Annotated in this window: 15 protein-coding genes; all 15 read right to left on the bottom strand. The window is 38.6% G+C overall.

Features of this window, described 5'->3' with window-relative positions; genetic code table 11:
* Nucleotides 1-107: 107 nt before the first annotated feature.
* The 15 genes from hpsJ-B to AACU25_RS09090 all read right to left on the bottom strand — a co-directional run bounded on the left by hpsJ-B (nt 108) and on the right by AACU25_RS09090 (nt 18,986).
* Nucleotides 108-950, bottom strand: a complete 843-nt coding sequence (hpsJ-B, locus tag AACU25_RS09160; RefSeq protein WP_096574898.1) for a hormogonium polysaccharide biosynthesis protein HpsJ — start codon at nt 948-950, stop codon at nt 108-110.
* 351 nt (nt 951-1,301) lie between these two features.
* Nucleotides 1,302-1,955 carry a TIGR04282 family arsenosugar biosynthesis glycosyltransferase gene (locus AACU25_RS09155; protein ID WP_096574896.1) on the bottom strand — a complete coding sequence of 218 codons (654 nt, stop codon included), beginning with the start codon at nt 1,953-1,955 and terminating at the stop codon, nt 1,302-1,304.
* A gap of 163 nt (nt 1,956-2,118) precedes the next feature.
* Nucleotides 2,119-2,637: a GspH/FimT family pseudopilin gene (locus AACU25_RS09150; RefSeq protein ID WP_339382010.1), complete on the bottom strand. Its 519-nt coding sequence runs from the start codon at nt 2,635-2,637 to the stop codon at nt 2,119-2,121.
* Nucleotides 2,638-2,724: 87 nt separating this feature from the next.
* Nucleotides 2,725-3,678, bottom strand: a complete 954-nt coding sequence (locus tag AACU25_RS09145; protein ID WP_096574894.1) for a glycosyltransferase — start codon at nt 3,676-3,678, stop codon at nt 2,725-2,727.
* A gap of 23 nt (nt 3,679-3,701) precedes the next feature.
* Complete coding sequence (locus AACU25_RS09140) at nt 3,702-4,706, bottom strand: glycosyltransferase (protein WP_096574892.1); 1,005 nt, start codon at nt 4,704-4,706, stop codon at nt 3,702-3,704.
* A gap of 26 nt (nt 4,707-4,732) precedes the next feature.
* Nucleotides 4,733-5,680, bottom strand: coding sequence for a hormogonium polysaccharide biosynthesis glycosyltransferase HpsE (gene hpsE / locus AACU25_RS09135; protein WP_096574890.1), 948 nt, complete (start codon nt 5,678-5,680; stop codon nt 4,733-4,735).
* Between the two features lie 28 nt (nt 5,681-5,708).
* Nucleotides 5,709-6,680: a hormogonium polysaccharide biosynthesis glycosyltransferase HpsE gene (hpsE, locus tag AACU25_RS09130; RefSeq protein WP_096574888.1), complete on the bottom strand. Its 972-nt coding sequence runs from the start codon at nt 6,678-6,680 to the stop codon at nt 5,709-5,711.
* A gap of 267 nt (nt 6,681-6,947) precedes the next feature.
* Complete coding sequence (locus tag AACU25_RS09125) at nt 6,948-7,577, bottom strand: type II secretion system protein (RefSeq protein WP_096574886.1); 630 nt, start codon at nt 7,575-7,577, stop codon at nt 6,948-6,950.
* A gap of 41 nt (nt 7,578-7,618) precedes the next feature.
* Nucleotides 7,619-8,626, bottom strand: coding sequence for a hormogonium polysaccharide secretion pseudopilin HpsC (hpsC, locus tag AACU25_RS09120; protein ID WP_096574884.1), 1,008 nt, complete (start codon nt 8,624-8,626; stop codon nt 7,619-7,621).
* A 31-nt stretch (nt 8,627-8,657) separates the two neighbouring features.
* The gene (gene hpsB / locus AACU25_RS09115; protein ID WP_096574882.1) at nt 8,658-9,332 is read right to left on the bottom strand and encodes a hormogonium polysaccharide secretion pseudopilin HpsB; all 675 of its coding nucleotides are present in this window, start codon (nt 9,330-9,332) and stop codon (nt 8,658-8,660) included.
* Between the two features lie 120 nt (nt 9,333-9,452).
* Nucleotides 9,453-13,997, bottom strand: a complete 4,545-nt coding sequence (gene hpsA / locus AACU25_RS09110; protein WP_096574880.1) for a hormogonium polysaccharide biosynthesis protein HpsA — start codon at nt 13,995-13,997, stop codon at nt 9,453-9,455.
* 643 nt (nt 13,998-14,640) lie between these two features.
* On the bottom strand, nt 14,641-14,877 hold the full coding sequence (gene rpmB, locus AACU25_RS09105; RefSeq protein WP_096574878.1) for a 50S ribosomal protein L28: 237 nt from the start codon (nt 14,875-14,877) through the stop codon (nt 14,641-14,643).
* Between the two features lie 129 nt (nt 14,878-15,006).
* A complete protein-coding gene (htpG, locus tag AACU25_RS09100) occupies nt 15,007-16,992 on the bottom strand; it encodes a molecular chaperone HtpG (protein ID WP_096574876.1) in 1,986 nt (661 codons plus the stop codon).
* A gap of 321 nt (nt 16,993-17,313) precedes the next feature.
* The gene (locus tag AACU25_RS09095; protein WP_190445749.1) at nt 17,314-17,961 is read right to left on the bottom strand and encodes a P-loop nucleotide/nucleoside kinase family protein; all 648 of its coding nucleotides are present in this window, start codon (nt 17,959-17,961) and stop codon (nt 17,314-17,316) included.
* 146 nt (nt 17,962-18,107) lie between these two features.
* Entirely contained in the window at nt 18,108-18,986 is an 879-nt protein-coding gene (locus tag AACU25_RS09090) for a CPBP family glutamic-type intramembrane protease (protein WP_096574872.1), read from the bottom strand.
* Nucleotides 18,987-19,239: the final 253 nt, after the last annotated feature.

The following is a 19,239-nucleotide window of genomic DNA, read 5'->3' as shown; positions in this document are numbered from 1 at the left end:
AAGGAATTTTCCTTTACCCTTCTCCCTTTAACCTTTTCCCTTCTTAAGGCGGCTTATCAATAGTGGGTTTTTCATGTTGGATTTTGAATCAGCAAATTTTGCATTGCTTAACGAGGTGCAGGAGTTTTGCGTCCACTACTTTGGAAAGTTCCCATTCCTTTTAATCCTGTCCAGCCGATGATGATGTAACCAAGGGACAACAGCAAACTGCTAATACCAGTGCGGATTCCAGATTTCCACGCATTGTCTCTAGCTTGTTTCTCGGCTTCTTCCTTACGCTGACGAACTTGGCTGAGTTGTTGATTGCGTAAAGCCTGAACATCTGTTTGTTCTTGAATAGCTTTATCAAGTACTTTTGGATCTGCCTTAGCTTTCTTGAGTAAATCTTTAACAGCTGGGGGAACTTGAGGACTTTCTAGCGCTTGCTTATATTTTTGCTCGTCTTTCAGTATTTCAGTTAACTGAGTTTTAGTTTGATTTCGCAGTTGTTCTAGCTGTGCTTTTCCTTGATCAGTATTCAGTTGTGCTTGCAATTGCGATAACCGATTATTAAGTTGATTTTCTGCCTGATCTGCATCTTGGTTAATTTGATTAACTGCTTGAGTCTTAGCTTGATTTACATTATTGAGATGCAGGGGGAAAATTAACAAAAACATTAAGCCTAAGATACTTGATAGAACGAAGGCAGGAAATCTCAAATCGAGACTTGGGGTGCGATCGCTATCACCATCTGTCTCAATCCAATAAGCTGCAAACAGTATCCCAAAGCCTACCAATGGTACAATCCCCCGATCCACAAGCGCTGTAGCCAAATTAATTTGCCATGCGCGATCGGTGGGTTGGAAGGGTAACAACAGAATCGCAAAGTCTAGCAAAAAGGACAAAATTAGGACAATGCCCACCACCTTTAATGTCAGGGCAGTGTTCACGGTAGTAAAACGTTTCACCATAGTTTTTTAGTCTTTGAGTAAATCAGAGTGATTGTCCTATATAAAGTTACTGGAATATTGTTCCCATAACCGTACTTGTTATATGGCAACAAAAGGTCGATGTCACCAATTACATAATGTCGGTACTCGATGGCTGAAAAGCCGAGTCCCACAATCAATTATCAATAGTTACTACTTTTGACCATTGACTAATCAACGCCAAATCTTACCCTTGATCGGGAATAAGCATAGAGATTTTGGGTCTCTTGCAATGAAACTACACCAAAGTAGCACTTGTCATCATAAGTGTCCTCAGAAGTTACCTAGTGTTTTGCAACACTTTTAGTAAATTTCTCCATATTTCTTCACTCATCACTGAGTTTTGTCAGCAACTTCTCTAGCAATAGTTTGTTCCCAGATTGGCAGATCCTCAGGACGGTCAACATCACCCAAGATAGGTAAGTCAGTGCGTGATAAATTCAGCTGCTGGGCGATGTCTACAGTTTGTGAGAATACTTGAGAAGTTCCCCAGTCGATATTAGCGAATAATTGGGGAATTGATTGCCGTAACCCAATTAAGTAGTATCCACCATCCATTGCAGGGCCTAGAACTAGGTCAAAATTATTTAGTTGTTCAAACGCCATTGCTAGCAATTGAGAATTTACCCCAGGACAATCTATACCGATGATGATTATTTGTTGTTTACCAGATGCAACAGCATCCGCAAGCGATCGCATCATGCGATCGCCTAAATCACCTTCACCTTGAGGCTGGTAAACTATATCAGACCCCAACCAATCTTGCATCAGTTGTAAATTACCGCCTGCAAATCGCACTTCAAAAGAAATAGCAAGCATCTTTTGCAATGCTTGAGCTTGCAATATCGTATATTCAGTCATCTGCTTTTGCAGATTAGCAGCACCCAATTCACCTAAAGCAGGTATTAACCGGGTTTTTGTCTTCCCAGGTTCTGGATAACGAGTAAATATAATTAAATGCTGTTTCAGACTGTCTAGTGATTTCAGAACGGCATACCTTATGTGAATCGACTAAAACCAGATTTACCCAGCTGGCATATCTATCATTTACTCAGTTATGGGTGTCAAAAGTCAATTTTCTTTAGGCTTTAAACTCTGACCAAGGACAAATGACAGCCCTGTCCAGTTATCTTCAATTACATCACCCTACTTAATAGCAATACTTGTTACTTTGCGGTGTAGGCTGCTCTTTACTAGTGCGGATTGTGCCCAAAATTGTGGAAACAATTACGCAACGTTTAGCTTTACCACCATATTTAACAGATAAAGTTATTCTTCCTAAAGGTGGTTGCTTGACGCTACCTGTGTGATCGAATTGAATTTGCCTGATTCCGTTTGACAAACTTAAGGTTGTTTCTGGATCTAATAAAACATTAGCATCCAAGTTATTCCAATTAGCATTAACGGCGCTCACATTAGCCGGATGAACCGCCCATTGCACAATACCGTTGTATTCTCGAAAGCTTGCATTCCAAGTTAATTTTTCCTTTTTGGCTTGGCTTTGTGCTTGGCGAAATGCTTGGTGGACTTGATTTTGAGAAGTGTTGAGGCGTTGATTGTTGACGAAAGACACCCAAGTAGGAGCTGCGATCGCACTTAAAATACCAATAACTAAAACAACTACTAACGTCTCCATCACAGTGAAGCCGCTATTAGTGCTAATTTTCACTGAATTTTTAATATTTGATTCGCAATCCACGAGTAATGCACCTCAAGTATTTATCTTTATTTATTAGTAATAGATTTATTTTTTGCTTTAGGAAACTACATTTATTTTTCTATTATTCAATAAAGCTTTTACTAAATTGTATGGCAAAACTATAATCATCAATATTTTAATTAGTAGCGTCAAAGTAAACTGAATATCTTGTAATCGCTTGGGATTATAGATAAAAAAATTCCACAAAAATTTAGCTCCCAGGAAACTTTTATTTCGATTTAGAGGTGCTTGCAGAGATTTACAGGTTAGATATTTATATAAATTAACTAGACTGTGCAATTTTAGATTTCTGAGTGATTCAGGAGCCTGAGTAAATGCCCTATTAATTACTTGTAAGCAAGCATCTTCCATTTTCAACAGATTAGCGGACATAGAAGTTTCAGAAACTCTATATAAAATTTGTGGAGATGATACTGCTACAAAAAGATAACGGGCTGCTAACCTCAAGTATAAATCCCAATCTTCAGCAGATTTTAGTGAAGAATCAAAACCGCCTACTTCTACTAAAGCTTGTCTAGTAATTAAAGGATTAGAGCCATTTTCTAAAAAGTTACTTATTAATAGCTTTTCATAGACATTGCCATTAAATGTTGAATGATTACCATTACAGAGAAAATTACCTTGCTCATCAATATAATCAGTCCAACTATAAGCAATATCTGCGTTAGGGTTATTTTCTAATATCTTGATTTGACTATCTAGTTTATCATTAGTCCATAGATCATCAGCATCAATAAATGAAATATATTTACCTACTGCATGAGATAATCCCCGATTACGGCTTACGGATAAACCTGCATTCGGATAGGAAAATAGCCTGATACGCTTGTCTGCAATACTTTGAATTATCGTTAAAGTTTTATCTTGGGAACCATCATTAATTATAATTAATTCAAAATCGTTAAAAGTTTGATTTAAAACAGATTTTATAGTTTGTTTAATTGTTTTTTCACCATTATAGACAGGAATAACTACAGATATTAAAGGCATAAATAGTATATAATAAATAAAGTCTATAGTGCTAATTTCATATATCCTAAAATTGTAACGATATTAAATATTTTGGGAAATTTATAAAACAAAAATAATGCTAGGTTGCGTGGCAGCATTGCTGTGGAAATTATGTTTAACAATACCTTGATTAAAGTTGGAGATTTTAGCAAATACATATCATTGATAATAGCTTTGCCAAAAAATCTCAACGCAGTAAGAGTGCGCTTTCTTTCTGGTAAACCTTCCAGCGTTTTAAATAATAAATACTTATACAGATTTGCTAAACTATGTTTTTTTGAATATTGAATAGATTGAGGAGCTTTCTTAAAGGCTCGTTCTATTACTGTCAATGAAGCTGCTTCTAATTTTAGGACATTAGTAGACATTGAGTTGCTAGATATTCGATATAAAATCTGCGGAGATGGCACTGCTACAAAAGCATAATGAGCAGCTAATCTCAAATAAATATCCCAATCTTGTGCAGCATTTAAAGATTCATCAAAGCCACCAACTATATTTAAAGCATCTCTTCTAATTAAAGGATTAGAACCATTTTCTAAAAAATTCAGTAATAATAAATTAGCATAAACATTACCTGTTGCACTAATATATGTTCCTCGTCGTAGGAATTGGCTTTTTTCATCAATACAATTTGTCCAACTATAGGCAACAGCTGCTTGAGGATTAGCTTGTAAAGCTTGAAATTGAGATTCTAATTTATCTGGTGTCCATAAATCATCAGCATCTAAGAAGCTAACAAATTCACCAACGGCATACTTTAATCCACGGTTACGGCTAACATTTGCGCCTGCATTATCGAAAGAAAATATTTTTAGACGATCATCATTAATTTTTGAAATAATTTCTAAAGTTGAATCTAGTGAACCATCATTAATTACAATTAGTTCAAAATTAGTAAAAGTTTGTTGTAGAACCGAATTAATTGTCTGTGCAATAGTATTTTCACTATTATAAACAGGTATAATTACAGAAATTTTACTTAATAATTTTTTGTTGGCAATCATAAAAATTTTAATAATTATATATCAATTTATTTTGATAGAGTATTGTTGTTAAATATACGAAGTTTTAAATAATATAATGGACTAAGAAGTTGCCCCAAAAAAAATGACATCTCACAAGCAAAGCCTAAATTAGTAATAACTTGGTGACGATATTTCAGAAGATGAGAAATAACTCTTTTCAAACCTCCCAAGAAAATTTTTACCAATAACACAGCTTTTTGCCAATTAGCTTTCACAGTCGTTAAACGTATCTGACAAGTACATAAGCCATAAATCCGAGCAATACTTACTAAATAACTTTTTTGCATCCGCCAAGCTGGAATAAGATGCTGAATTTGCATTTGAGGGTTATACCAAATTTCCCAACCTGCTAAGTGCATATTGATAGAAATTTCATAATCATCACATCCGCGCTGGGTATGGGCGACACGACTAGGAACGCTTTCTAGCCAAGCTTGCTTACGAACAACTAAGCCTGCACCTGGAGGTAATCTTAATTTATCTACTTCAAATAGAGTTGCTGTATCAGCATATTTTCTAATAGCTAGAAATGTTTTAGCAGGTTCAAAATCATCAGGAAGTGGTGCTTGGAAAAAACCCTGAATTTCTCCACCATAAGCGCCCACTTGCCGATGTTCTCTACCAAATATATAAGATTTATAAACCCAGTCAGGAGCAGCTAAGTTGTCATCATCTAAAAAGCCGACAAATTCCCCTTGGGCTTCCTGAATTGCCCGCCAACGGGCATAAGCAATTCCTTGTTTTTGCTCAAAAAAGTATTTTAATGGAACATGAGAATGCCAATTAGCGGCAAATTCTTTAACTACTTGAGAAGTACTATCGTTACTATTATTATCAATAACTATTACTTCCCAAGCAATATTTTCTGCATTAACTTGTTTTTGCAATCTTTCTAAAACTAAAGGCAAAGTTAATTCACCATTATAAGTAGGTATTGCTACTGTAAAATCCATGATGTCATCCTTTACCGTCTAATTTTAATTAAGTCTTAGTTTTAGGAGTTAAATAGCCATGAGACCATAGATAAAATGGACTAATAAAGCTACTCATAAATAACTGCATTTCACACGCTAAAACTAAACTGTATTTGACATTTAGCCCATATATGAGCAAATGAAAAGAAATTTTTCTTAAATCATTGAGCGTGTAAATAAATAAAGCTAAAGGTCTAATCGCAGGTTCTATATTTACCATGCGAGTGACATAACGACTGAGCCCGATACCGCGAAAAAATGGAATTAAATACTCTTTTTGTAAGCGCCAACTGGGAATTCTATGATAAATTTCCATCTCTGGGTTATACCAAATTTCCCAACCAGACTTTTGAATGTAAGATAACATTTCTAAGTCTTCGCCTGTCAGGGTATTATTAGAAACTCTGCCAGTTAAAATCATCTCATTTGGCATACTGTCTAACCAGGCCTGACGACGAATAACCAATCCCGCAGATGGAGGCAGTAATTTATTTTGAGGTGCATAGAGTAGAGGCAAATCACCCCTCTCTGTGATAGCTAAAAATGGAGCAAGTCGTTGGAAATTTGTTGGTGGTTCTACTTCCCATTCTGGATGAATTTGGCTACCATAAGCTCCTGTGTTGGGATGTTTTTGCCCAAAAGCATAAGCAACTGACACCCAATTAGCGACAGGATAATTATCATCATCAAGAAACCCAATCCACTTACCTCTGGCTTCTGCAATGGCACGTTTTCTAGCATAAGCAGCACCCTGCTTCTCTTCAAAGCAGTACTTTAAAGGGTAAGGACATTGCCAAGCAGCTTGAAATGTCTTAACAACCTCTGCCGTATTATCTGTACTCTTATTATCTACAACAATGATTTCCCAAGAAATGTTTTCGGTATAGAGTTGATTGCGTAGCCGTTCTAGGATTTCAGGTAAACGACTTCCGCCATTGTAAGTAGGGATAGCTACAGTAAAATCAAGGCTTTCGCTCATCAGTAATTTCCCAGTAAATACTTAAAATACTGTCGTTTTGAAAGGAGCGCACACTGAATTTATTTTTATATAAATGTCTTAAATCTCCTAAGTTGTTTTTGTCCAAACTTAGATGATATCTATAGAGCTATGGGCCTGATAACCCACTAACCATAAACAGAAAAAAATAGCAAAGGAATATCTTTGCTATCTATATTGTCATCTGTATATTTTTTGTTTACTTCCGTATTTCTCGGGTTTTTTAATATCGATTTGATTAAGCAGGTTTTAATTACATTGAGTATCTTTACCAGTTCGCATTCCCCCAAGCAGAGTTTCTAGAATGACGCATCTTTTTACGCCACTGGAGTTTGGTAAGCTCACAACAACTTTTAAGCCAGTATCAGAAGCACTACCATTAGTTTTGGGGGCTAAAATACCCATGTAGTCAAAAGTGATGCTTTTTGACGTAGTCAAATTAGTAAATACTACAGTGCTAGGAGAAGATAGAGTATTTGTATCACTAAGATTTGTTCCCAGTTTTACTTGTCCTGGCTTAACTCCTACATCTACCCCTAAATTCTGCCAGTCAGTTGGTGTAGTATCTGCACGATGAATGGCTACTTGTGGCAAGTTGTTGTTTTGAAAGCTGACACTATAGTTACGTTTACTAATTTTGGCTTGTCGTTGAGCTTCTTGTAAAGCAGCTACAATTTTATCGCTAGCTTTATTGAGTTTTTGTCGGTTCGTAAAAGCAAACCAACTAGGAGCTGCGATCGCTGACAAAATTCCGATGATTAGTACTATGACTACAAGTTCCACCATAGTAAAGCCAGCCACTTGATTTGTAGCGAATAAACTCTGGGAACCTGGATTACTTCCCCCTCTTGACAATAACTTCAAACTTAACTTGTTCATATTCACCTGTCATTAATAAATAATTACTGTTACTGATAGATTTACTTGGTGAATAAAAATCCTCGTCCTTGTACCCGCATATTTACGCTAGGAAAATAATTTTTCTTGCTAGCGTTGTAAGCCAAATTTGTACTTTGCAAACGCGCAAGTGCATTACCTCGTATAAATACTTGTGCTGTTGTATTTGCTCTATCCACACAAGCATAAAAGCTGGTCATGTTACTTGTGGCATTATTTGCATTAACGAAACTCGCTGGCGGTACTTTTGTCCCAGTGGAGCAGGTTGCAGATGGCGCTCCAGTAGTAGTTTGATCTATGTAGTCTAGTAAGACTATAGGATCATTGCTATAACTGACATTTGTAGTCGTTGTAGTGGGGGTTCCATTTACATTTGTAGTTGTTGTATAGGAACTTAGTCTTGTCCAGTTATTCATCTTTTGCTCGATTGTACCAGCGCCATCAAAGTTAAATGGAGCAAAACCTGAGCCAGGACAGTAACTACTATTCACATATTTGCCGCTATATCCATTACAAGTAACGGCACTAGCATCAGTACTTAAGACTCCATCTCTAATTTGCCACCTAGCAATACGAGCAGCTTGAGACCAAGTTGAGCTAGTGTCTTTGATGAGATAGTAGGCAACTAATGAGTAAACAAAAGTATCATCTTTGTTAGTATCTGCTGCTGTAAGTGCTTGTCCGATAAACTCCCGCTTCCAAAAAACCAATACAGGAACTCTATCTGTAGCAGTGGGACTAGGTAGCTGGGTTTTGATAGCATCAATACCTGTCGCATCATAGATATATACTGCCTGCTGTAAATCACGAGCAATATAATCGAGTGCTGTTTGAATTTCTTGTTCAGAAGTTGATTTTGCTTGCTCTTGGCGATCGCTGTTCAAAATGTTAATCATGAATCCCAGCAAAGGTGTGATTACAAGCACAGCTATGACCATGCCTATTAGCAGTTCAATGAGGGTAAAACCACCTTGTGAAAGCAACTTATTCCGTTTAATCTGGATACCAAGCAGAAATTGGATTGGATTCATGGTGAATATTCTCTATTCCAAACGTTGATGCTTAGTTGCATGAAGAATTTGAAGCTGCATTGCTGACATTTTTGAGGCGGTTGCACAAATCATTAAATGAATTGGTTTGAGGATTGATCGCCGTTGTCATTTCTAGCAATGGCGCTTTGCGATCGCCCATTCCCCCAGTGAAAGTTGCTTGCTTACTAGGTGCTTTTTTCAAACTACCATCTGAGCTAAATCCGTCGGCTCTATAAACTCGTACACCTAATTGGTAGCCAGCCGTAGCACTACTGGAAGCAGTGTTATAACGAAATGCTTGGATGAGTAAGTCTTTACTATTACCGACAGTACAACTACCGCTACTATCACCATCTATACAGTACAAGTTGCTAGCAGGGGTGGCAGGTACTGTACAGTATGCATTAGCATTACAGGTTAAACCACCTACTGTCGGAGGATCGGATGCATTTAAACTGGTACCTGAGCTAGTCGCTGCGGGGGCAGAAATCACTCCTGTTCTCACGCCATCAATATATGTTCTTGCGGCTTGAGTGCCTAGTTCGATCCGTCTAGCTTGGACGCGAGTTGCAGTTCCCAAAACTATCACAGGTGCAATTGAAACCAGTAAAACAGAAGCAACCAGCATTGCGATTAAGGATTCAATAATCGTAAAACCAGACTCACCAGTGTGGGGAATTGTTGTTTGTTGTTTGTGCTGAATCATAGCTATTCACCAACTTTTGAAATATGGAAATTCCTGGTTAATTTCATGAATTTTGAGGAATAAATATGTTTGTAGTAAGCACTAAATTCCTTACTACAAACCCCCAATTAGCCTGGATTACTAACTGCAACTAGGACGTTGATCCGCATCTACAGCATAATTATCATCAGCTTTTTTGGCACATAACAAATTTTTCACCCAATTGTCATCTCGCCCAACTTCCCTCACATATTCATCGGGTGCATCGTCTGGAATTCTGACTAATTTTTGGGCAAACAAGTCTGGTGATTGAGATAGTAGTGCGACATCATAACCCCACTGCCTTGTAGGAGGCATATAGAAAGGTAGCCTACCACTGCTATTTTCTATAGCGTATGCATAGTTTGTGAATGTGGGCAGAAATGGTGCGTTAGCATAGGCACTGCGTTTCATCTGCATGAAAGAACCAGTAATAATTGTTGGATAAGCATCTCCTGCTGTGCCTGTGGGGTTCCAGTTCTCCAAAAAGCGTGGGAAGTTGTGTAATCCGCCATTATCTTCTGTGGAACGAGCAGGGGTGTCTCCTGATGCAATAATCACATTAAAGGTGGTTCCGGTTGAGGGCAATGCTACTTGCAACCAGTTTTCATGCTTATTATTACTACCAACAATGCCTAACGTATCCTGTTGACTAGTGTCTGTATCTGTGTCAAAAGGTGTGTTGATTTGGAGAACAGGTTCATAAGTACCATCAGCTTTTGGTTTATACCAAGGAATGATCACTTTATTGCCTGATGAGTCTACTGCTAGGCGTGGTTTATTTGTACTCAAAGTTGAGACTGGAAATTCGGCTAGTTTCCCCTGATCGTTAATTCCATAATAAATTGGCAAACCATCTTGTAACTTTAATGAACCGTCACCATTTCTAGCAAAAGAAATTCTGCGAGGAAAACCTGCGTAGGTATTAGTGGGTTCTGCTCCCAAGGAGCCTGTTTTTAAGGAATTGATTGGTTGACCAATAATACCATCAGAATTACCAGTAGCTTTCCAGTTATTATTTCCTTGCCCATTTAATGAATTGGAAGTCGAAATTTTCCATTGTGTGGGATCAGTATTACAGTTAGCAACATTAGCAGCCACACAAGATTCTGTTGCGTACTCACCAACTTGGATGCGTCTAACAATTGGTGTCACAAAGTTAGTGACGTAGGAACTACCCTGAACCCCAGTTGTAGATGTGTCGAAGTCTTTAGGGAAACCAGTGTTGGAATCAAACCATTGAGCTTCCGGAGCATAAGCATTAATTCCTAACTTGCTGGCGGTTCTAGCAGCAGTGTAGTCACTACCCCCTGAATTATCGTTGTAATCAAAGTCTCCCTCATTGCGGAAACCTTCTCTAAAGTTGCCAGAAAGTAAGGTAACTGCATCGGACAACACAGCCGCAGGTCGCCATTTGTCACCGGTAGTACAATTGGGCAGTCTAGGGTCATTTGGACGACAGGCAAAATTAGGATTTAGGTTAGCTTTGGTGCGGGTATAAAAGTTACTCCAATTACTTGTCAGTGCTGTGGTGAATTCTTGTTGAGTGTGTAGGTTAAAATTACCTTTGATGTAAACAGGCAAATTAGAAGCTAAAATCAGTCCTTTTTCTGCATCTCGGTAATTATTTTGACGTACCAATTCTGAACCGTTGACCAGCATAATACCGTTTGGCCGGCGAGTTGGGTCAAGTTTGAAGTCTACAGGTGAAATAGTTGGTGAAGTATCACTAGTATCTATGAGCGCACCATCACGAGTAGCGTAGATGATACCGCTATTGGGTAGTAAATATTCTTGTGCGCTTCCTTGTCCTGCAGACCCAACTGTTTTTCCCCGTAGCAAGTTCAGATCGAGAACTGTGGCACGAATTTCTAAGGGTTGTCTGTCTTTTACAGCCAGGTCGTAATTTCCACTACCTGTAGTTGCATCAATGGCTCGAACTTGCCTACCATCCACAAAGGTAATTTCTTTAATTGCGCCGTGGGGAACCTTAGGTGTAGCTTGAACCGAAAGAGTACCGTCTAAAATTTGCAGAGCGCAAATTGCCGAATCAATAGCAGACTTATCAGAAATAGTTCGATTTGCTGCTGTTTTTGCTAAAGCATTTTTGAGTGGCTCATTTACCCAACGCCCATTGGAGTATTTTAATAAGGCTTGGTAGTCAAGTACAGATTGATAATCACTAACAGACTTACTAGGAGCATCATAGACTACGCCATTGTTAGATAAACCACTAGCATTAGTGGGAGTAGGTAATGTTTTCCCTGCGAATGTTGTGATATTTTGCGCCGTAGTGCTGTTAGTGGGGTCATAGTAGCTACTAACACAAGCAATTGGTGTCGGGCTGGTGGCGCTGTAGTTTGTAGGATCATCTTTGTAGTGATAAACTGCCGTCGCCCGCATTTTCAAGTATGGTTGAAACTCAGCTGGTTTGGGCAACGTATATGTCAGCAGTGGATCGTAAAATAGATAGGGCTGAAAAGTTTTAGTGGTTGACAGGTATGTTGCCGAAGGTACTGGCATCATGTCAGACCAAGTTTTTAATATTTCCGTTTTAGCACCAGCAATAGCAAAGTTTGTGTCACCAGCTTTACCTGCGGGAGTGTAATCTTTAGGTAAGTAAATACCCGCACCTGTGATCACCCGCAAACCACCAACAGCTTCTTGTGGGGTTGATGGTACTTGTGCTGCTGCGAGTTCCCATTCTCCATCTCTTTCTATGGAACCTAAATCAGCCAGTTGTTGGATCTGACTACGGCGAGTGCGAATATTACTAGTGGTACTTTCGTCAGGATCATTCCAGTAAGTACTGCTGAGATTTTGAGTATCTTCTTTGTTTGGCCCTACAAATTTACTACCGTTCCACCACAACTCTGGTAGATTATTACCAACAGAAATGCGATCGCCTACATATTGTTCTCTACCTTGGCGCTCTTTTTCCAGCTTAGTTGGTTCAGTCGCACCAGGTAGCAACTTACTACTAGCAGTATTGAGTGTTAGATTGGAATAAGTAACACCACCAGAGCTTTTACTTGTACCATCACTCGTTGCATAGGGATAAATCCAAGCATTAGGTGGACGCAGTACCTCAGGGTTAGAATTACCACTACCATCAAGTGTTTGAAGTACATTAGCAGTAGTATAACTGCCTAAGGCATCACTTCCAAAAGAGACCTCTGCATTAGGTACACGACGGGTGCGTCGCTTGAAGTAAAGTTCTATTTGTTGGCGGCGGATTGGATCGGATTGAGTATAAGTAGATGGAGATGCTAAACCAAGTTTTGTTTTCTTGTCAGTGATACCCTGTTTTATTTCTTGGGGATCAGTAGTTATAGCATTACCCATCTGAGCATCTACTAAAAGATTAATACGCTGTGCATAAGCTAAACTGTTGTATGCGATATTTGGCGATGTTTCTGTAACAGAAACCTGAGCTTTTATGTTAGATCCAGTAATATTAGGATTATTACCGGAAGTAGGATCGACTCCTTTACCATTAAATAAATGTATTAATGGCCCATCATCAGTGTTAGTACTATTAGCAATAAAAGTACCTGAACCTAAATTGCCAGCAACAATAATTTTGGCATTGTCAGCTTCGTAGAAACAAGAGTCTGGACTACTAATTTGAAAGAGTGCGACAGATCTATCACTAGTATTCCTAGCACGAGCCAGGAGATTACTATTTGTAATAATCCTTCCATTTAGCCTAAAAGCATTACCAGGGGTAATTGCTAGATCGTCCTCATAAACGACAGCATTATTGACTAATGGTAGTTGTACACGCTCTTGTTGATATTCTATTGCCGAGAAGCCTTTATTGCCTTTATAACGTTCATATCCTGTAGGCAAAGTCCCAGAATTGGTAATAGGAACACTTGCAGTGTAAACAAAAAACGCTTTTTTTAACTTACTACCAATTTTGAACCATCCAGAGTTACCTACTAAAGTCGCACTTGTACCATTAGTATCTTTACAAGCATCACCGACTCCAGCAATCACCATCGGTGTGGTTCTAGCTTCTAGAGGATTTCTGGCATATTTATATGTGCCGTTATTCAGTGGAGGATTTGTGTAGTAAATTCCGTAAAGGGTATAACTATCAAATAACCCATTATTATCGGTATCTACAGGATACATCCATGCTGATTTCAGTTCTTTATTCTTTTCGTCTGTCTCAGTTCTTTTTGCTTTTTCGCTCGTACTGAGGGTCAGCTTTAATTGTGTTTCATCTCCCAAAGTGTATTCATTTATATATGTATTGAATGCACCTTGTAAAGCTGCATCTGTGGGTGTTGCTCGTGGTAGTCTACCATCAGTTAGCAGTTTATTTAATTTAGATTTAGCACGATCAATAGCTGGCGCTGCAGCATTGAGTACTGCTTCATTTACCCTAACATTACTGGCATTTTTAGAACGTTCAAACGACCGAAATAAAATCGCAGTAGTTAGCAGCACAACTACCAGAGCTACCATTGCTACTGTGGGAAGGACGAAACCTGCATTTACCGCACCACGTCTTTTTCTGGTATGAAAAATTGTTCTTAGAAGCCAAACAATCCGCTTTTTAAGGGCAGAAACAGAATGCTTAAAAAATTGTTTGAATAATTTTTGCGTTGCTTTGAACAGATGGCGTTTTGATGACATAGTTCCTTTCCTGTCCAGTATTTTATTACGGCAATAAGTAGGTTATTTATGACAAATATTGCTTGTGGAGGATATCCACAAACAAACTAAATGATGTTAGCTATTGATGAATCTGTGTATCAGGTCTCAAAAGAACTAAAAATCAGCACAATCAGCAAAAACTAGTTTGTCCGATTTATATCACGCTTAAGGTTGACGGTTTTATCAGGAAAATACTGATCTTTCCTAAATTCTTAATTTGTTGCAAATGAGAGAAAATAACAGTGTAATTTCACTTAAACTTTATAGAAATCTACTTCATGGGCAAGAAACTTTATGAAGTTACTGTTAACAAAGTAAACTTATAATACCCACAAGATAAAAGAAATCTATCAGTCACGCATCAAATAATATTAAGTAATGTAAAGCCTCCCCAAAGTGAGGAGGCGACAGCGTCAATATTTTTCAGTTCAGACAAAACTTAGGAATTAGGGATTTTCAATCAGAAATCTTTACAGATGTACTAGGTACCTCAAACGCTAAGTCACTCAACGAGTATTCCCCCCGTTGAGTGAAATGGCTCTCCAACCTACAGTTAATATTCTTAATCCCTGTTGATGGCAGTGTTTACTTAAACTTGTAGCGCTATTTCTGGAAATCGGTATTAGTAATGATTCAAGTTAATCCCAGCTTCTTTGGCCATTGCTTCCAAACCTTTGGTTTCTAAGGTTTTGATTGCTTTGGTAGAAAGCTTCAGTTTCACCCAACGATTTCCACTAGGCCACCAAACACGCTTGTTTTGCAAATTTGCATGTTGAAGGCGCTTGGTACGGCGATGGGAGTGGGACACGGAAAAGGCATTATTGGCCTTCTTACCAGTTAATTCACAGCGACGAGACATAGTAACTATCTCCAAACTACTATTTCAAGACAACCTTTCTATTGTATGAGCTTTGGCGTAGATCATGGGTAACACCCCAAATATTGGATGCGTTAAGTTCCTAACGCATCCTACAACAATTGTGATGATTTAATGATTGACTTGTTCTGTCAGCTTGGTTAACACCTCATTTGAGCGCTCAACAAAGGATTTCATTCCTTCACCATCAAAGCCTTTCTGAGACATTAACGCTAAATCGTAGACATGCTGGCAAATCATGTTCACTAATTGCGCTGTTGGGGATAAACCATCTCCTTGGATAATACTACCTTGACTGAGATTAGCCAGATTTTGAATCAGGGGATGAGCAGTATTAACCACTAAAATATGGTCTTCGGGAAACTCTGTAGTTTGTTGCTGCATCATCGCGTTCATTTCTCGCAGACGACGGAGAATTTCTGGTAGTAGTACCATTGCAGGTGGAGTTCCCTGAGGATTATCCGATTTCAACGCTTCTGTGCGGATATTGACTTTGGGTTTGTTGAGGGCTTTTTCAAATAATTCTTTGATGACTTCACTTTTAGTTTTGTTGGTTGTGGGATCTACAATTTCCCCAGATTTATCATCCAACAGGGTATTATCTAAGTCTGAGTCTACCCGTGTGAATTTTACATCGTTATATTCCCGTTCTAGGAAGTTGATGAAGTGGGTATCGATGAAGGAGTCCATAAATAGGACTTCTAAGCCCTGATTTTTATGTAATTCTACGTAGGTAGCTTGTGATGCTTCATCAGTGCAGTAAAAAACTTTGTTTTCGTGACGTTCTTTGTTGCGTTCTAAGTATTCTTTCAGAGTGGCATAGGGAGTGCTGAGTTCTGAGTCCTGAGTGCTAGGAGAGGGAGAAGTAACATCTTGCCAAACGTCTCCTTCTTGGGACTGGACTTCAACTGCCGGAGTTGACGCAGGTTTTGTAGCAAGTTTAGCGGTGGTGCGGAAGATAATGATGTCTTCGACTTGCTTTTTGAATTTATCATCATTGAGCACACCAAACTTCACAAAAGTGCCGAGGTCTTTCCATGCACTGATGTATTGTTCGCGGTTATCGCGGTAAAGTTCTTTTAAGCGATCGCCTACTTTTTTAGCAATGTAGTCACCAATTTTGCGAACAGTGCGATCGCCTTGTAGGGCGCTACGTGATACGTTTAAAGGAATATCAGTACTATCAATTACACCCCGCATGGGCATTAAGAATTGGGGAATAATTTCTTCGCAGTTGTCGCTGACAAAAACTTGATTGCAAAATAGCTTAATTTGTCCCTTAGTTACATCCACATCAGGTCTCATTTTGGGGAAATACAGAATTCCATTAATAATGAAGGGATAGTCTGTATTTAAATGTACCCACAGCAGAGGTTCTTCTTGAAAAGGATAGAGATATCGGTAAAATTCTAGATAATCTTCCTTGCTCAGATTATTGGGAGATTCTCGCCAAGGTGCTTTTTGCTGATTTAAAACTTCACCTTCCAATTTGATTGGCACTGGCATGAAGTCGCAATATGTCTTAACAAGAGTCTTAATGCGTGCTGACTCTACATATTCTTCTTCTTCAGCCTGCAGAGTTAGGGTGATGGTAGTACCGCGAGTTGTCCGGGATGATTCTTCTAAAGTAAATTCTGGTGAACCATCACAAGACCAATGTACTGCTTGCGCGCCTTCTTGGTAGGAGAGGGTATCAATTTCGACTTTTTGCGCCACCATGAAGGAAGAATAAAAGCCAAGACCGAAGTGACCGATAATTGGTTGGTCTGATTTACCTTGATATTTGTGAATAAATTCTTCAGCACTAGAGAAAGCAACTTGGTTGATATATTTCTTGACTTCCTCTGCAGTCATTCCGATACCGTTATCGGAGATTGAGATAGTCTTGTTATTTTTATCTATGGCAATTTCAATTTCTGGTTCGCCAATATCTCCGGTATATTCTCCCGCACGGGATACCATCTTAAGTTTTTGAATGGCATCTACAGCGTTAGATACTAGTTCCCGCAAGAAGATTTGGTGATCTGAGTAGAGAGACTTCTTAATAATCGGGAAAATATTCTCGGTATGAATACTGATAGTGCCTTGTTCTAGCATAATTGGTAATCTTCAATGGAAGTAAGAGAATGATCGCTATTGTAAATACACCCTAGCGTAATGCTTGTATGAAAAAATCCCAAGACAGTAGAAGGGCATAAATATCATTTAGGATTTTAAAGGCATTTTTGAGGCGATCGCTTGCAATGTAAAGCATTGTTTGCCGTCTAAGGGTGATTCGGATTTCCCTACTCTGCTAAAGTAAATTGATTCTCAGTATCAAAAAGATTTGAGGTTAAAACCTCAAAATAATTTACCAAAATTATTGACAAATCCCGTTTTTAGACGAGGTATTAAGCTAATTAGTCTGTACCCAGGCTATTAAAGGTGGTTATTGCTGGGATTTTCCACTGCTTGAAGCTTTTCTTTGAGTAGAATGTACAATTCATCTACAGTCATGTGCTGCTCCACATGAATATATTGTATTGGCAAAGTAGGTAGAAGCATGGCTAACAATTGGTCATTGGCAAGCATAGCTTTGATCCAACGTCGATGATAGCCTTCTGATTCGCTGTCCCGTGGAACAAATCCGCGATTTTTCAGCCTGATTTGGCGCTCTTCTTCCGGTAAGGTAAAATGCACGACAATATCAGGAATTTCCAGATTTTTTAATTCCTTAATTAACATTTCTTTAGAAATCGGCTGTTCAAATGCCGACAGAATATTGCCCAAATGGCCTTCATCCACAATCGCCACCGGATATCTCTTTGCTTTCTCAACTACGGCATTGCGATAGAGAAATACTTTGATGAATTTATAGTACAGTAGGCTTTTGTTACCACTTTCATAAAATGCCCGTACTGTCCGGTTAAAAAATTTTATAGGATGTCGGAGGAACGAAAGTAAATTAAAACAGATAAAGTCTTTCCGTCTCTCAATTCGGATAACTCTCCCCCGTAGCAGGGATTCTAATTTATTTGCAATAGTCGATTTCCCAGTACCCGGTAATCCGTATAACTCAATGATCATACTTTCGTACAACGCGGATAATTATTTTCAGGAAACACATCTGCACCAGACTAAATCTGTGGTTTCTCTGGAGTTAGTGTTCCCTAAAATTGGGGTGGGATTACTGGGTTGACTAAATTTGTTCAATGAGGAAATGTGAGAATTTTTTAGTTAATTCTAGCTATGTTAGGAAAAAACCATAGAACTCCCCCAGCTAGCAACACACAAATAATTCCGGCTAAACCAGCTAGTGGTTTTTTATTCTTACCAGTCAACCATTCCGATACTTTATCTGTGTAAGTAATTAATCCTGCTGTGTCTATAGTCGCGATCGCCCATACCCATCCGGCGTGAAGTCCCCAAGCTATACCCAAATTACCGCGATCGGCAAATCTGGCAAAGACTAGTACCATTCCCATCAGCCACAATCCAGGGAGTTGGGGTATGGTTTCTCTTTGTTCCCAGACTAAGTGCAGTAGGGCAAAAATTAAGCTAGAAATGATCGCTGCTAGCCAAATTGGGTATTCTCTTGCTAATTCAGTTAAAAGGAAGCCTCGAAAAACTAACTCTTCTATGGCACCAACTAATAACGCTATCAACAAAATTGGTAGCAAGTTGGGTAAAATCAATTGGAAATTTGATTCTTGCCATTGACACCAACCCAACCAAAATTGACCGATAAATACAATAGTTAAGCTCATCACTCCTAAGGTAAAGCCTAAAAGTAAAGAGCTGAAAATTGAAATATTAGCAACCAAGCCATAATCAAAGAGCGATCGCAATCCCAGTGAACTCATTCCCCAGATAATTAACGGGGCTAATAGATAAAGAGGTATTAATAAGGGCAACTTTTGTTCTGGCTGTAAAGCTTTTTGAGGTTGCCATTTGAGGGCGATCGCAATTACTGCTGCTATGGGTAACCAACACCCTACCCAAGCAATAAAAAAAGCCATCACTACAAATCCTACTGGTGCATTTTGGAAAAATGCCAGTAGTTTGTCGGCTGATGGCGTTATCAATGTGATTAAAATAGGCACGAAAAACACGACTAACTTTTTGCAACAATAGATTTCTTGGTGATTATTCAAGACTCTACTAAAGTTAGTGACTTATGCAAGAGGTCAAATCGTATTTTTATCGATGACAGAATTGTCAATCAATTTTGATTTTTAGATTTTAGATTGGCCCCATACCATCGATATTGGGCTAGACGAAGCGATGAGCAATTTTAGATTGGTTGCACTTAGCTTACTACTCACCAAGCGTGTATAAGTACGTTTGCTTATACCATAATTCAAC

Source organism: Tolypothrix tenuis PCC 7101 (genome assembly GCF_963874875.1).
GTDB classification, from domain to species: Bacteria; Cyanobacteriota; Cyanobacteriia; order Cyanobacteriales; family Nostocaceae; genus Aulosira; species Aulosira tenue.
Note: the sequence above shows the minus strand (reverse complement) of the source record. Positions and strands in the feature narration are given on the sequence as shown.

Excerpts from the sequence above, each read along its gene's own strand:
- rpmB (WP_096574878.1), bottom strand. The coding sequence starts at position 14,877 with ATGTCTCGTCGCTGTGAATTAACTGGTAAGAAGGCCAATAATGCCTTT.
- hpsJ-B (WP_096574898.1), bottom strand. The coding sequence starts at position 950 with ATGGTGAAACGTTTTACTACCGTGAACACTGCCCTGACATTAAAGGTG.
- AACU25_RS09095 (WP_190445749.1), bottom strand. The coding sequence starts at position 17,961 with ATGATCATTGAGTTATACGGATTACCGGGTACTGGGAAATCGACTATT.
- hpsE (WP_096574888.1), bottom strand. The coding sequence starts at position 6,680 with ATGAGCGAAAGCCTTGATTTTACTGTAGCTATCCCTACTTACAATGGC.
- AACU25_RS09145 (WP_096574894.1), bottom strand. The coding sequence starts at position 3,678 with ATGCCTTTAATATCTGTAGTTATTCCTGTCTATAATGGTGAAAAAACA.
- hpsC (WP_096574884.1), bottom strand. The coding sequence starts at position 8,626 with ATGAATCCAATCCAATTTCTGCTTGGTATCCAGATTAAACGGAATAAG.
- hpsB (WP_096574882.1), bottom strand. The coding sequence starts at position 9,332 with ATGATTCAGCACAAACAACAAACAACAATTCCCCACACTGGTGAGTCT.
- AACU25_RS09125 (WP_096574886.1), bottom strand. The coding sequence starts at position 7,577 with ATGAACAAGTTAAGTTTGAAGTTATTGTCAAGAGGGGGAAGTAATCCA.
- hpsE (WP_096574890.1), bottom strand. The coding sequence starts at position 5,680 with ATGGATTTTACAGTAGCAATACCTACTTATAATGGTGAATTAACTTTG.
- htpG (WP_096574876.1), bottom strand. The coding sequence starts at position 16,992 with ATGCTAGAACAAGGCACTATCAGTATTCATACCGAGAATATTTTCCCG.
- hpsA (WP_096574880.1), bottom strand. The coding sequence starts at position 13,997 with ATGTCATCAAAACGCCATCTGTTCAAAGCAACGCAAAAATTATTCAAA.
- AACU25_RS09140 (WP_096574892.1), bottom strand. The coding sequence starts at position 4,706 with ATGATTGCCAACAAAAAATTATTAAGTAAAATTTCTGTAATTATACCT.